General features: G+C 58.8%; 16 protein-coding genes. 10 read left to right on the top strand and 6 right to left on the bottom strand.

All coding sequences use genetic code 11. The features are described from left to right. Position 1 precedes the first annotated feature (1 nt). Complete coding sequence (locus KGD89_RS02330) at positions 2-622, bottom strand: LysE family translocator (RefSeq protein ID WP_025258220.1); 621 nt, start codon at positions 620-622, stop codon at positions 2-4. 185 nt (positions 623-807) lie between these two features. Here KGD89_RS02330 and ligB point away from each other — a divergent pair, with 185 nt between their 5' ends. Both ligB and KGD89_RS02320 read left to right on the top strand, forming a co-directional pair. Beyond that, positions 808-2,490 carry an NAD-dependent DNA ligase LigB gene (gene ligB, locus KGD89_RS02325; protein WP_025258219.1) on the top strand — a complete coding sequence of 561 codons (1,683 nt, stop codon included), beginning with the start codon at positions 808-810 and terminating at the stop codon, positions 2,488-2,490. Between the two features lie 53 nt (positions 2,491-2,543). Beyond that, a complete protein-coding gene (locus KGD89_RS02320; RefSeq protein ID WP_038399737.1) occupies positions 2,544-2,945 on the top strand; it encodes a DUF1090 domain-containing protein in 402 nt (133 codons plus the stop codon). Positions 2,946-3,005: 60 nt separating this feature from the next. On the opposite strand, the gene KGD89_RS02315 is transcribed toward KGD89_RS02320, so the two are convergent. The 3 genes from KGD89_RS02315 to KGD89_RS02305 form a co-directional block, all read right to left on the bottom strand. Further along, positions 3,006-3,449, bottom strand: coding sequence for a c-type cytochrome (locus KGD89_RS02315; protein WP_025258218.1), 444 nt, complete (start codon positions 3,447-3,449; stop codon positions 3,006-3,008). Positions 3,450-3,529: 80 nt separating this feature from the next. Continuing rightward, positions 3,530-3,928 carry an MAPEG family protein gene (locus tag KGD89_RS02310; protein WP_025258217.1) on the bottom strand — a complete coding sequence of 133 codons (399 nt, stop codon included), beginning with the start codon at positions 3,926-3,928 and terminating at the stop codon, positions 3,530-3,532. A gap of 11 nt (positions 3,929-3,939) precedes the next feature. Continuing rightward, positions 3,940-4,779, bottom strand: a complete 840-nt coding sequence (locus KGD89_RS02305) for a DMT family transporter (RefSeq protein WP_025258216.1) — start codon at positions 4,777-4,779, stop codon at positions 3,940-3,942. Between the two features lie 165 nt (positions 4,780-4,944). On the opposite strand from KGD89_RS02305, the gene KGD89_RS02300 reads away from it, so the two are divergent. From KGD89_RS02300 to KGD89_RS02270, 7 genes are all read left to right on the top strand, one after another. Next, positions 4,945-5,766: a DeoR/GlpR family DNA-binding transcription regulator gene (locus KGD89_RS02300; protein WP_025258215.1), complete on the top strand. Its 822-nt coding sequence runs from the start codon at positions 4,945-4,947 to the stop codon at positions 5,764-5,766. Between the two features lie 155 nt (positions 5,767-5,921). Further along, positions 5,922-6,440, top strand: coding sequence for an RNA polymerase sigma factor (locus KGD89_RS02295; protein ID WP_025258214.1), 519 nt, complete (start codon positions 5,922-5,924; stop codon positions 6,438-6,440). After that, positions 6,437-7,435, top strand: a complete 999-nt coding sequence (locus tag KGD89_RS02290) for a FecR domain-containing protein (RefSeq protein WP_025258213.1) — start codon at positions 6,437-6,439, stop codon at positions 7,433-7,435. The genes KGD89_RS02295 and KGD89_RS02290 overlap by 4 nt, the downstream gene beginning before the upstream one ends. 88 nt (positions 7,436-7,523) lie before the next feature. Continuing rightward, on the top strand, positions 7,524-9,941 hold the full coding sequence (locus KGD89_RS02285; RefSeq protein WP_025258212.1) for a TonB-dependent siderophore receptor: 2,418 nt from the start codon (positions 7,524-7,526) through the stop codon (positions 9,939-9,941). A 61-nt stretch (positions 9,942-10,002) separates the two neighbouring features. Next, on the top strand, positions 10,003-11,109 hold the full coding sequence (locus tag KGD89_RS02280; protein WP_025258211.1) for a PepSY-associated TM helix domain-containing protein: 1,107 nt from the start codon (positions 10,003-10,005) through the stop codon (positions 11,107-11,109). Beyond that, complete coding sequence (locus KGD89_RS02275; protein ID WP_038399736.1) at positions 11,106-11,273, top strand: hypothetical protein; 168 nt, start codon at positions 11,106-11,108, stop codon at positions 11,271-11,273. The genes KGD89_RS02280 and KGD89_RS02275 overlap by 4 nt, the downstream gene beginning before the upstream one ends. 124 nt (positions 11,274-11,397) lie before the next feature. Beyond that, positions 11,398-12,027: a glutathione S-transferase family protein gene (locus KGD89_RS02270; protein ID WP_025258210.1), complete on the top strand. Its 630-nt coding sequence runs from the start codon at positions 11,398-11,400 to the stop codon at positions 12,025-12,027. 25 nt (positions 12,028-12,052) lie between these two features. On the opposite strand, the gene rloA2 is transcribed toward KGD89_RS02270, so the two are convergent. Continuing rightward, positions 12,053-12,553 carry a retropepsin-like aspartic peptidase RloA2 gene (gene rloA2, locus KGD89_RS02265; RefSeq protein WP_025258209.1) on the bottom strand — a complete coding sequence of 167 codons (501 nt, stop codon included), beginning with the start codon at positions 12,551-12,553 and terminating at the stop codon, positions 12,053-12,055. Positions 12,554-12,738: 185 nt separating this feature from the next. Here rloA2 and KGD89_RS02260 point away from each other — a divergent pair, with 185 nt between their 5' ends. Further along, positions 12,739-13,638: an acyltransferase gene (locus tag KGD89_RS02260; protein ID WP_025258208.1), complete on the top strand. Its 900-nt coding sequence runs from the start codon at positions 12,739-12,741 to the stop codon at positions 13,636-13,638. On the opposite strand, the gene KGD89_RS02255 is transcribed toward KGD89_RS02260, so the two are convergent. Beyond that, positions 13,618-14,184, bottom strand: coding sequence for a DUF2780 domain-containing protein (locus KGD89_RS02255; protein ID WP_025258207.1), 567 nt, complete (start codon positions 14,182-14,184; stop codon positions 13,618-13,620). The genes KGD89_RS02260 and KGD89_RS02255 overlap by 21 nt on opposite strands. Positions 14,185-14,334 lie beyond the last annotated feature (150 nt).

Below are 14,334 nucleotides of genomic sequence, written 5' to 3'. Positions count from 1 at the left end.
CTCAAGCCCGCCGCGACACCAATAACACCGAAGCGGCTCCCGCAAGCAACCCGGCGCAGGCGCGATTGAACAAGCGCTTGCCGCTGGGCCGGGCAAACAGTCGACGAGCATGCACGCCCATGTAGCCGTACAGACTGATAGCCACACACTCCAAAGCTATAAACAGCCCGCCCAGTATCGCGAACTGACTGGTTACATTGCCCGTATGGTCGATGAACTGCGGCAAGAAAGCCGTAAACAATAGAATCGCTTTGGGATTGCCGATGGCCACCAAAAACTCCTGACGCGCCAGGCTCCACCTATTTGCCGAAACAGCACTCATATCGCCCTGATCCTGGGGACTGGCTCGCCACAACTGCACCGCCAGATAAAGCAGATAGGCAGCGCCGACAACCTTGATCACATGAAACAGCCACTCGGACGTATGCAGCACTGCCGCAAGTCCCACAGCAGCCAGCGAGATCATGATCACAAAGGCCAATAATCGTCCAACACCACCGACACATGACCGGACAAAGCCATAGCGCGTCGCGTTGCTGATAGATAGCAGATTGTTCGGGCCCGGCGCCATGTTGAGGGCGAAACAGGCAGGAATGAAAACGGCGAGGGTCGATAGATCCATGAGACACCCGATCGATAGTTGAACCGAATGCTTATTCTGCATGCTTGCAATAAAGACTAAAGACACAGCTACTCACAGAATTCGCCCTCATCTGTACCCGCTGAAAAACCCGGTAATCACCTGACTCATCGCGGCAGCGAACAACGTCTAGCCTCAAAGCCACTCCCTCAAGCAAGGATGCTTCGATGTTGAACGCTGTACGTCTAGCGGGCTGCGCAGCCCTGATTCTCATAGCCTCGGCGGTTTCCGCCAGCCCATGTCCCGACTGGTCACCTGCCAGAGCCCACAACGAGATTCTGTCTTTGCAGCAACAAATCGGCCAATGGGACGACAGCTATCACCGGGAAGGCGTCTCGCTGATAGAAGATGAAATTTATGATCAGTCCCGCCAGCGACTGAATGCCCTGCGTTCCTGCTTCGCCTCAGGCATTTCCGAAGGCAACCCACTGAAAACCGCCAGAGGGCCACTTCCTCACCCCGTTCCCCATACCGGCGTCACCAAGCTGGCAGACGATCGAGCGGTGCAGGCCTGGCTGAAAGGTCGCAAGGACGTGTGGATACAGCCCAAAGTCGATGGCGTGGCGGTCTCACTGGTGTATGAGAACGGCAGGCTGAGCAAGGCCATCAGTCGTGGCGACGGCGTCAACGGCCAGGACTGGACACATCAGGCACAACTCATATCCGCCATTCCCAAACAATTGCCGCAGCCTGACCCCATGGTTCTGCAAGGTGAACTGTACTGGCGCCAGACCGCGCATGTACAGGCCACGGCAGGCAGCATCAACGCCCGGAGCAAGGTCGCCGGATGGATGGCTCGGAACGACATGAGCGCTGCAGAAGCGCAACAGATCGGTTTATTCGTCTGGGACTGGCCCACCGGGCCGACGACCCTGCAAGAACGAATCGCCGGCCTGAAAGCCATGGGGTTCGACGACAGCACCGCCTACACCCAGCCGCTGGAAAGCTTTGACCAGGCCAGGGACTGGCGGGATTACTGGTACCGCAATGCACTGCCATTTGCCACTGACGGCATCATCATGCGTCAAGGTGAACGTCCGCCCGCCCGGCGCTGGCAAGCCAAGGCACCGTACTGGATAGCAGCCTGGAAATACCCCTACGCCCAGGTGCTGGCAGAAGTGCGCAAGGTCAACTTCAATATCGGACGCAGTGGCAGGATCACCCCGGTGCTGGAGCTAAGCCCTGTGCGACTGGATGACCGGACCATCAGCAGGCTCAGCGTCGGTTCACTGCAACGCTGGCAGACGCTGGATATCCGACCCGGCGATCAGGTTTCCCTGAGCCTTGCAGGCCTTACCATTCCACGCCTGGACAAGGTGGTTTCACGCAATGGCGAAAGAATTGTGCTGACGGTTCCACAACAAAGCGATTTTCATGGTCTGAGTTGCTGGCAGCCGACACCTGGATGTGAAAGTCAGTTCCGGGCAAGACTCGTATGGCTCAGCAGCAAGAAGGGGCTGGCATTACCGGGAGTTGGACCGGGAACCTGGGACAAACTGATCGAAGCCGGCCAAATCAACGGTCTGCTCGACTGGATGACCCTGGATCGTGCGCAGCTTGCTAAGATTCCAGGGTTCGCAGAACGCAGCAGCACAAGACTGTTCGACAGCCTGCAGATCGCTCGCGAAAGGCCGTTTCAGACCTGGCTTGTCGCTATCGGTCTACCCCCGGCAGGCAGGCTGAATCCGGAGATGGAATGGCACGAGCTGGCTGCAAGAAGTGTCGAACAATGGCAAAGCGAACCGGGTATAGGCCCAGGAAGGGCCGCACGACTCTGGCAGTTTTTTCAGGACCCGCAGGTGCAGGCATTGCGCGAGCAGCTACGGGAGCAAGGTATCGCAGGTTTTTAATATTTTTTTCATCGCCCGCGTGACCGGACGTTATGGTTTTTCAAGGAGTTCACATGAAGTTTCTTTCCACCCTTATTCTGCTCGGCAGCTTCACGCTGTCAGCCCCCTCGTTACTCGCCGCCGAACAGGCCCCGCCTCCATCGGAGTGCCTGGTCAAGAGCCAGGAGATCAGCAGCAAGATTCAAGAAGCCAAGGCCGATGGCAATAAACGTGAGCAGGCAGGCCTGGAAAAAGCCCTGAGCGAGGTCAACGCCAACTGCACCGAAACATCATTGCTCAAGCAGCGGGAACAGAACGTGCTGGATGCCAAGCGCGAAGTGAGCCGCCGCCAGAACGACCTGAACAAGGCCATGGCCAAGGGCGACCCGGAGAAGATCGACAAGCGCAAAGACAAGCTCGCCGAGTCGCGCAAGCAATTGCAGGAAGCCCAGACCGAGCTGGAAAAAGTCCAGTAGGAGAATCGGGCGGCGCTCCGCTTATTCGCGAATGAATTCGCTCCTACGGGGTATTTGGTTTCAGTGATTCCTGAATTCCCGGTGACAGGCCTGGCACGCAGCCTCGACCTTGTCGACTGCGGGCGCCAGGTTACTGGCTGAAAACGGCCTGACGCCGAATGCCGTCACCAGCTCGCCGGTTGCGGTTTCAAGGGCACGGGCCATGTCCTGAAAGCGTGTTTGTTTCTGCCAGACCGCATCCGTTGCGTTTGTATGGCCGGATTCCCTGACCTGTGGAAAATGCTTCCAGGGTTCATGGGCCAGGCTGTCGAGACGGATCGCCCCATCGCTGAAACGCTGACCATCGAATGCGATGCGCCCGCGCAACATGCCCCCCAGATCCTCACTGGTCTTGAGCATTTCCTTGAAGATCGCCTTGCGCTGCCCCAAGGGCGAGTCGGGGTCGACACCGCCGCAGGCGCTCAGTACCAGACAGCAAAACAGGACAGCACACAGTCTTTTCAAATCAGGGCTCGATGCATCGGATGGGCAACGGTGGCCAGTGTCCTCGGCCACCTTTGAAGAGACGTGCAGCAATGCCGCACTCAGGCAGCCGGAAAAGCCGAAGCTACAAACATTCCTACAATGGCAGCAAGACCGATCAGCCACACCACAGAACGCATGGTAGCCAGATCGGCAACGTAGAAGATGATGTAGAGCAACCGACTGGTAATGAATAGAACGGCCAGTACATCGATAGTGACCAACTGCGCATTGCCCGCTATATGAGCAATGATGACCGCAGCAGCGAAAGCAGGAGTGATTTCATAACTGTTCAATTGCGCCGCATGGGCGCGCTTGGGAAAACCCTCCAGTGAGTCGAGAAAGCTTCGTGGATCGCGATTATGCCTGTTGGTGTACCTGCCACTTCCGATCTTGGCTATGGCAGCACAAACGATCGGCAAAAGGATCGCAATCAATACGCACCAGAATGCAACTGTCATACCTCAACTTCCTATAACTTGAACTTCATTAGAAACATGCCGAGCAATACCAGCCCGCAAGCCAACAGCCGAGGGCGACCAAAAGGCTCTTTCAGATAACGCATACCGAACAGCACCACCAGCACTACGCTGACCTCCCGCAATGCCGCAGCTTCGGCAACCGACCCCAATTGCATGGCCCAAAGCACCAGCGCATAGCTGAACAGGACACACAGCCCGACGCACAGCCCCAATTGCCACTGCTCTCGCCAGAACCCCATGAAGGCCGAGCGCTTGTGACAGACCGCAAGGAACGGAAAAGGCCAGGCGCTGATCAGCGTCAGCCAGACCAGATAGTCCAGCGGATGTGCTCCCAAACGAATGGCTTGCCCGTCGATCCAAGTGTAGCTGCCGATGCATACGCCAATCATGCCCACCACGGGTAACATCGACCATGGCAGACGAGCGCCACCTCCACCCTGCCAAAGCAGACAGACCATCCCCAGAGGAATCAGCAAGATCCCGAAAATCTGCTGCCCACTCAATTGCTCGCCCGCAAACACCAGAGTCAGCCCCAGCACCACCAACGGCGAAAGCCCCCGCATCAGCGGATAGACCAGCCCGAGGTCTCCGACCCGATAAGCCTTGATCAACAGATAGCGATAAAGCAGCTCGAAAAGCGCCGAAGCCACCAGCCATGGCCAGATATGAGTTTGCGGAGCGGTGACAAACCCCAGCGCCAGAAGCGCACAGAGCAGAGCCACGGCATCCATGCTGGCAATCACGAGCAGCCGTTCGACACTGAATTTGACGAGGGTGTTCCATATTGCATGCAGCACCGCTGCCATCAACACCAGAACAGTTGCCAGCACTCATACTCTCCTTCAAACAACTCTATGCACCTGCGCGAGCATAGTGGATTCGGCGGCTGCCCACAGACTTGCCGTGGAGAGAGCTGCTGCGATTGTCGAAGCGATTGGCTAAGATGCCACGACCGCCGCCTGCCGCTGGCGGGTCATGGATGCCCAGGAGTAGGAATGTCCACCGAAGAGGATATCGCCATCGTTGGCGGTACACCGATGATCCCAGATCAGCGCCGCGAGCTGATGCTTCGTCAATTGCGCAAGCACCAGGTACTCAGCGTGCACCAGTTGATGGAGATGTTCGATTGCTCGCACATGACCATCCGCCGCGATATCGCCGTGCTGGAACAGGAAGGACGCGCCTATTCGGTGACCGGTGGCGTGCGTATCGCCAGCCAGGTCCACAGCGAACCCAGCCATCAATCCAAGGCTGTCGTGGAGTTGCCCCACAAGCAAGGCATGGCCAGGCTCGCGGCCGGGCTGCTGCACCCGGACATGACCATTTATCTGGACGCCGGCACCAGCACCCTGGAGATCGTGCCGCATATCGTGGCGCTGTCCGGCATGACCGTGGTCACCAATGACTTCGGCATCGTCAACGCCCTGGCCGATGCCTCTCATGTGGATGTCATTCACACCGGTGGCCTGCTCGATCATCCCAATCGCTCCAGCGTCGGCGGGCTGGCTGCTGCGACATTGCGTCAACTGGCCACGGATGTGGCGTTCCTGTCCACCAGCTCATGGGACCTGCAACGGGGCACCACCACACCTTCGGCGCTGAAAGTCGAAGTCAAACAGGCGGCCATGCAGTCAGCATCACAGACCGTGCTGATCGCCACCAGCTCAAAATACGGCACCTTCGGCATGTACAAGGTTTCGGCCCTTGAACAGTTCGACACCATCATCACCGATGCCGCGCTGGCAGAAGCCGCAGCCGATGGTATTCGCAAGCACCGTATCGAGCTGTTGCTGGCGCCGGTCGGGAATAAGCGCTGATCTTATTGTTTCGCGAATGAATTCGCCCACAGGTGCAGGAGCGAATTCATTCGCGAAGTCGGTATTCCGATAAGCGTCAATTGCCAGTATCCACGCGCTCTGACAGAATCGCGAATCGTTCTCGTTATTTAACACATTTCCATTCGAGGCCATTCGTGTCGTCAGCCCCAAGCACTCATAACGAGATCGTTGGCGTGTTGTATCGCGACCATCGCAGCTGGCTGCTGGCCTGGCTTCGACGCAATGTGGCCTGCCCGCAGCGGGCCGAAGACCTGAGCCAGGACACTTTCGTACGCCTGCTGGGACGTGACGAACTCAAGACCCCGAATGAACCACGCGCCTTTCTGGCAGCGATCGCCAAAGGTCTGTTGTTCGACTATTTCCGCCGCGCAGCGCTGGAACAGGCTTATCTCAATGAGCTGATGCTGATCCCGGAAGCCGAACACCCTTCCCCGCAGGATCAATTACTGATCCTTGAAGACCTCAAGGCCATCGACCGGATGCTGGACAAGCTGTCGAGCAAAGCCCGGGCGGCGTTTCTGTACAACCGTCTGGACGGCCTGAGCCATGGCGAAATCGCCGAGCGTCTGGGGGTTTCGGTTTCACGGGTGCGGCAATACCTGGCCCAGGCCATGCGCCAGTGCTACATCGCCCTTTATGGCGAGCCGACATGAAATTCGCGGGTTCAAGACCCGTTTCCGCCCACGTGCTGGATGCCGCCATTGCGTGGCAACTGTGCCTGGATTCCGGCGACGGGATCGAGCAAGACGAATTCAGCAAATGGCTGGCCGCCAACGAAGAGCACGCCCGGGCCTGGAGCCAGTTGGGCATGCTCAACCAGCGCTTCGCCATTCCCGCAGGTCCCGCACGCAAGGCCTTGCAACAATCACCCGGCACCCTTCGCCGTCGCGTACGCAAATTGGGCGGTGGGCTCGCCGGAATATTGCTGAGCTGCGGGCTGGCGCTGTTCATGAGCGAGCGCTACCTGCCGCTGGATTACTGGCTGGCCGACCAGCGTACCGCAACCGGCGAACAGCGGGACATTCGTCTGGCGGACAACACCCTGATTCGTCTCAATACCCACAGCGCAATCGATGTTCACTACGACGCGCAACAGCGTCGGGTCGTGCTGCAGGATGGGGAAATACTGGTCGAAACCGGCAACCATGACGATCCACGCCCCTTCATCGTCGAAACCAGCGACGGCAGGATGCGCGCCCTGGGCACTCGCTTCCTCGTCAGGCGCGAAACCGATGGCACGCGTCTGAGCGTGCTGCAATCGGCAGTCGCGGCCAACCCTCGTGACAACGGCAACGAGCAGGTCTTGCGCGAGGGCCAGCAGGTCCTGCTGACGGCAAACGGGCTCGGCCCGCTGCTGAGCCTGCCTTCAGGCGTCGATGCCTGGACCCGCGGCATGCTGGTCATGGACAACGCCCGCCTGGGCGACATGCTCGACGAACTGAGCCGCTACCGGGTCGGTTATCTGGGTGTGTCGCCTCAGGTCGCGGACCTGCGGATTACCGGCAGCTTCCCGCTGGGCAATACCGATCTGGCCCTCAAGGCCTTGACGCCGACCTTGCCGGTGCAGATCGTGCAGCACACGCCATGGTGGGTGAAAGTCCAGGCCCGGACCGGGCAAAACGACGGCGCATCGCCCGAAAAACCCTGATCCCGAAATATTTTCACCAGCAGCCCTGTCACTTTTTCAGACTCGTGCGGCAGAGAGGCAATAGATACCGTTTGCCCTGGAGCCTTGTATGTCTCGCCCGCTTGAAACCCTTATGCGTCCCAGCCTGCTGGCATTGGCAATCGCCTTCGGCGCACCGCTGGTGAGCACCGCGCCGATTGCCGCCGAACAGGCTTCAAGCGTTCGCGCCTACAACCTGCCCGCCGCCGCGCTGTCCACCACGCTGAATCAGATTGCCAGTCAGGCAGGCCTGGCCCTGGCGATCAACCCATCGCTGGTCAGCGGTCGCACGTCAGCACCGGTGCAAGGTCAGTTCGAGGCCACTGCGGCCATGCGTCAGGCCTTGCGTGGCACAGGGCTGCAACTGGTGCAGAGCAGCGCAGGCACTTACAGCCTGGAAGCCGCACCGGAAGGGACACTGGCCTTGCCGGAAACCACCATTCAGGGCTCGCAGGGTGACAATGAAACCGCATGGGGCCCTGTCACGGGTTATACCGCGACCCGCACGGCGGCCGGCAGCAAGACAGACACACCTATCGTCGAGGCGCCGCGTTCGATCTCTGTGGTGACCCGCCAGCAAATGGATGATCGCTCCGTACTCAACCTCAATGATGCCCTGCGCTATACCGCTGGCGTCGTCAGCAGCGGTTATGGCTCCGACTCGCGCAACGACTGGCTGCGGATTCGCGGCTTTGTCCCGACCCAGTTCCTCGACGGCCTGCCCATGCCGGTCGGCTCCTATGCCAACCCCAAGCCCGAGCCATGGAACCTTGAGCGCATCGCGGTCCTGCGCGGCCCGTCGTCCTCGGTCTACGGCCAGACACCTCCAGGCGGCATGCTCGACATGGTCAGCCGCCGCCCGCAAGCCGAAAGCAGCAACGAAGTCGGCCTGCAGGTCGGCAACAATGAACACAAGCAGATCAATTTCGACAGCACCGGCAAGATCGACGATGAAGGCCAGTTCCTGTATCGCGTCAGCGGTGTCGTGCGTGACAGCGGCTCGGCCATCGACCACATCCCGGACAAGCGCTACAACATTGCGCCCAGCGTGACCTGGAATATCGATGACGACACGCACCTGACGTTCATCTCCCAATACACCCGTGACGATACCGGGATCACCGGCCAGTTCCTGCCCTTGCAGGGTACAAAGCTGGAGTCGGCCAGCGGCAGGATTTCCCATCACAAGAACCTGGGGGATCCGGACTGGGAATTCTATGACCGCACCTACTACGCGCTGGGCTACGCATTCGATCATCGTCTGAACGATGTCTGGCAGTTCCGCCAGAACCTGCGTTACACCAAGAGCGATCTGTCGTTCCAGGCCTTGAGCGTCAACAATGGTCCGACCGCCGTCGATGCGAACGGCAACATCGGGCGCACCACAGGCGTGGTCAACGAAGACATCAGCCAGTTTGCCGTGGACAACAACTTCCAGGCCGACTTCCAGACCGGTGCCTTGAGCCATACCGTATTGCTGGGTCTGGACCATCAGCGCTCCAATACCAACTACCAGTGGCTGTATGGCTTTGGCAACGTTCCAGGCACCAACGTCAACCGCCCGGTGTACGGCGCTGACTTCTCCAACGTGCTCTATTCGTCACTGTACGACTACAACCAGAAAACCCGGCAGACCGGCCTTTATGCACAAGACCAGATCTCTCTGGACAAGTGGCGCCTGACCCTGGGCGGTCGTGAAGACTGGGTGCATACCGGCACAAAGTTCTATAACAACAACGATGTGACCAGCACCCAGCGCGACAAAAACTTCAGCGCCAACGCGGGCTTGAGTTATGTCTTCGATAACGGCTTCACGCCGTATATTTCCTACACCGAGTCGTTTCAGCCTGCGACCGGCGCAGGCGTCAGCGCCACCGAGTCGTTCAAACCCACCGAAGGCCGTCAGTACGAAGCAGGCCTGAAGTATCAACCACCCGGCTCCAGAACCCTGCTGACGGCGGCCGTATTCGACCTGCGCCAGAAGAACGTATCGATCACCGAGAACAACATCACCAGTCAGATCGGCGAGATCAAGGTCCGTGGCCTGGAGCTTGAAGCCACTTCGGACGTGACTGACAACCTGAAGCTGATCAGTTCCTATACCTACACCGACAGCGAAATCCTCAAGGGTGACGACAAGGGCAACCGTGTCCCGCAAGTACCGCGCAATCAGGCCACGGCCTGGGCTGACTACACCTGGCACAACGGCGCACTCGATGGATTCGGCGTCGGCGCAGGCGTACGTTATGTGGGTGACACTTATGGCAACCAGAGCAATACCGCTCTGGGCCATGTAGGCTCCTACACCGTCTACGACGCTTCGGTACATTACGACCTGGGCCGCCTGGCCAGCAGCCTGAAAGGGGCTTCGGTGGCAGTGGATGCCAAGAACATTTTCAACAAGGACTACCTGGCAACCTGCGATGGCTTCTGGTGCTACTACGGCGATCAGCGCAACGTCGTCGCCAGCGTCAATTACAAGTGGTGATTTGACACACATTCCAAAGGCCCTCTGATTGTCAGCGGGCCTTTTGCTTTTGGAACATGCAATGAAAAGCCAAACCGTGCGCCGCTGGTCCATCATCCATACCTGGAGCAGCCTGATCTGCACACTGTTCCTGCTGATGCTGGCGATCACCGGCCTGCCGCTGATCTTTCATCACGAGATTGACCATCTGCTGGGCGATGCACCGCACTACCGGGAAATGCCCGCCGACACACCGCGCCTGAACCTTGAACAACTGGTTCAGGCCGCCGAGGCCCACCGGCCCGGTGAAGTGCTGCAGTATTTCGGCTGGGACGAAGACGATCCCAATGGCGTCATGGCAATTACCGCAGCGACGGCAGGCACCGAACCCAATTCGTCCCATACCTTCGCTCTGGATGCCCGTACCGGTGAAGCCCAGGAAATGCCGTCGGCCAACGGCGGCTTCATGATGGTCATGCTGCGCCTGCATGTGGATATGTATGCCGAGCTGCCGGGCAAACTGTTGCTGGCATTCATGGGGTTACTGTTTGTGGTCGCGATTGTTTCCGGGACCGTGCTGTATGCGCCTTTCATGCGCAAGCTTGAATTCGGCACCGTGCGCGCAGGCAAGTCCACGCGCACCCGCTGGCTGGACCTGCATAACCTGATCGGCGTTGTGACCCTGACCTGGGCGCTGGTGGTGGGTGTGACCGGAGTGATCAGTGCCTGCGCCGATCTGTTGATTGCCTCGTGGCGCAACGATGCTCTGGCGACCATGATCGAACCGTACCGCGACGCCCCGCCGCTGCTCCAGCGAGCCCCTGCCACACGCCTGCTGGACATCGCCGAAACCGCCGTGCCGGGCATGAAACCGGATTTCATCGCCTTCCCCGGCACGCGCTTTTCCAGCGAACACCATTACGCCGTGTTCCTCAAGGGCGACACGCACCTGACCGCTCACCTGGCGACGCCGGTCTTGATCGACGCCCAGACCCTGCAGGTCACCGCCATCGTCGAACGGCCCTGGTACATGGATGCTCTGGGCATGTCGCAGCCGTTACACTTCGGTGATTACGGCGGCATGCCGATGAAGATTCTGTGGGCGGCGCTGGATGTACTGACCATCATCGTGCTGGGAAGCGGGCTTTATCTGTGGTGGGTAAGACGTCGAACGCAGGTGAAACCATGAAAAAGGGCTCGACCTTTGCCGTGCCCGGTCTGGTTGGCGCGCTGACAGGCGCGGGCTTGTTCATGGCCCTGCTGGGCGATGGCTGGTGGGATACCCTGGCCTGGGTCGGGATGGGGATTGCGGCGGGGTTGAGTATTCGGGGATTGATGAAACGTCGGGGATGACCTTTTTTAGCGAATGAATTGGCTCCTACGCCACCTCGCAGGAGCGAATTCATTCGCGAAAACCGGATTGCAGACCCACAGCCCGCTGACTAGTCTATGAATCTGTACCCGCCGAGGAACATTCATGTCAGCACCTACCATGACGTTGTATTCCAACCCAGCTTCTCCCTTCGCCCGCAAGGTGGTTGTCCTGCTGCATGAAACCGGACAGCTCGACAGAGTGAAGTTGCAGACGACACTGCTCACACCGGTCAACCCTTCTGCCGAACTCAACGATGACAATCCTGCTGGCAAGATCCCGGCCTTGCGCCTGGCTGACGGCAATATCATTCATGACAGCCGGGTGATCCTCGACTATCTGGATCACCAGCACGTAGGCAACCCGCTGATCCCTCGTGAAGGCTCGGCCCGCTGGAGGCGTCTGACCCTGGCTTCGCTGGCCGATGCCCTGATGGACGCTGCTCTGCTGATCCGTTACGAAACGGCGCTGCGTCCTCAGGAAAAGCACTGGGATCAGTGGCTCGATAACCAGCAGGAAAAGATCGAGCGCGCCCTGAGCTATTTCGAGCAGGACGCAATCACCGAACTCAGCTCATCCTTCGATATAGCCTCCATCAGCGTGGCAGCCGCCCTTGGCTATCTGGACTTCCGTCAGCCGGACCTGCGCTGGCGCAGCAGCTATCCGCGGCTGGCCAACTGGTACGCCGACGTCAGCCAGCGGCCATCGATGCTGGCGACCCAGCCGTTCGTTTGATCGCGATTTCAGCCCGTGACGTCAATCAGCAATCGGGCTGGTCAGCGGTATAGCGACGCGCCGGATTTACTGCGGCATCGAACTCGCGCAGGGCCTTGGCACCAATCAGCAATGGATAGTTGAAGTGGCTGCGATCCACAAGGTTCACTTCGACCGTGCGCTTCTTGTTGCCCAGGCACAGTTCAAGATCAACGACCGGGCGCTTGGCGGAATCGATGGCTTCATCGTCGTCATCGCCCTCAGCGCGGCCCTTGATCGTGCTGATGCGGGAAACCTTGTGTTCGTAGACTTTCCTGTCGGCATCCTTGGTCGCCAGACGGAAACGTACCCAGTCCTCGCCATCACGCTGGAACAACTCGATGTCCTTGGCCGACAGGGATGCTGTCAGTGCACCGGTGTCCATCTTGGCCTTGAAGGTCTGGCCGATCTCGGCGACCTTGATGTTTTCATAGCGACCATACAGCGTCGGTTCGGCGGCCATGACAGGCAACGCCAGCAGGGACAACAGCGCCAGAATCGGTTTCACGTGGCAAGTTCCTCGCAGGGGGCAGCGCCTTATTGACGCCCGGTTTTAGACAGCGAACTTGAAGTTTGTTCGGATATGACCAGCATAATCGTCAGCGCGTGAAACATTTGTAAGCACCTGTGTAATTGGCGCGGCAAATCAGTGTCTCTATCATTGCCAACCTTGAAGAGACTCAAGAGAACCTTATGCGTCGAGTGCTTTGTGGCTGTTTCGTCACCCTTCTGCTGCTGATCAACACCCTCGTGCTGATCGGCCCGCTATTGGTTTGCGCCCTGCTCAAACTGCTGTTCCAGGGGCATATGCGTGATCACTGCTCAGCGGCGGTGATGTGGTTTGCGGAAACCTGGGCGCATATCAACAAATACATCTTCGGCGCATTCACCCCGACCCGCTGGGAGATTCGCGGCCACGAAGACCTGCGCGGCGATACCTCCTACCTGCTGATCTGCAACCATCAGTCGTGGGTTGATATCCCGGCCCTTGTACAGGCGCTCAACCGTCGCACACCCTTCTTCAAGTTCTTCCTGAAAAAGGAACTGATCTGGGTACCGTTTCTGGGGCTGGCCTGGTGGGGACTGGATTACCCGTTCATGAAGCGCTACAGCAAGGCGTTCCTGGCAAAGCACCCGGAACTCAAGGGCAAGGATCTGGAAATCACCAAGGCCGCCTGCGAGCTGTTCAAGCGCCAGCCGGTGACCATCGTCAACTATCTGGAAGGCACACGCTTCACAAAAGCCAAACATGCGGCACAAGCATCGCCCTACAAGAACCTGCTCAAGCCCAAGGCCGGAGGCGTAGCGTTCGTGCTGGCTGCCATGGGCGAACAACTGGATGCGATTCTGGATGTGACGGTGGTGTATCCCGGCTCACGGATTCCGGGGTTCTGGGACATGCTGTGCGGGCGAGTGCCGAAGGTGATCGTCGACATCAAGACCCGGGAACTGGACCCTGCGCTGTGGCAAGGCGACTACGAGAACGATCCGCTGTTTCGCGAACGGATCCAGAACTGGGTCAACCAGCTCTGGATCGAAAAGGACGCCCATATCAGCGCCTTGCGTAACGAATCAGCTACCGGCACCCCATAGACCGCTCAGGCTCTGCAATGCGGAGCCGCTGGCGCCTTGCTGGCCGAGGTATTGCAGGATCACCGGCACAAACTGGCTGACCATGCTGCTGTCCATGCCCAGCGCCTTGAATGCGTTGTTCACGTCATCCATGTTCTGCACATTGCCCAACGCACTGCCGAGCGCCGAACCGCTTCCCGATTTGCCGCTGCCGCCCAGCAAGGCACCAAGCCCGCCGTCACCCAGCGTATTCAACGCGGAAAGCCCCGACAACTGATCAAGTCCCGGAACGGATTTAGTGAGTTGGGAATAATCGGGGCCGGTGAGTTTGTTCTTCGCCAACCCAAGTAAAGCGCCCGTACCGCCAACAGCCTGTTCGGGGGTGACATTCAGTTGTGTACCGAGGGTATTGAGCAGGCCGGCAGCCTCAGGTGCCGCCGTGGCTTTCTGATTACCGCCTGTGGCGTTGGAAACCGCATTGGCTGCGTCATTCAGATTGAACGCAAAAGCCGGGCTTGCCGCCAGGGCCATCAATGTAGCAAGTACCATACCGCGAGCAGTATTCATTACAGTCAACCTCTAACCGAAACCATCCAGTGGTGGATGATAAAACAGACGGTTTGACTGGAGGATGGAGGGCTTGTTCCCGCCAGAAACAGTTGAATACAGGTTATTTCCTACCCTGTAGGAGAGCGAATTCATTCGCGAATGAATTCG

This window comes from Pseudomonas cichorii, from assembly GCF_018343775.1.
GTDB classification, from domain to species: Bacteria; Pseudomonadota; Gammaproteobacteria; order Pseudomonadales; family Pseudomonadaceae; genus Aquipseudomonas; species Aquipseudomonas cichorii.
This window is presented reverse-complemented; position numbering and strand designations above follow the sequence as displayed.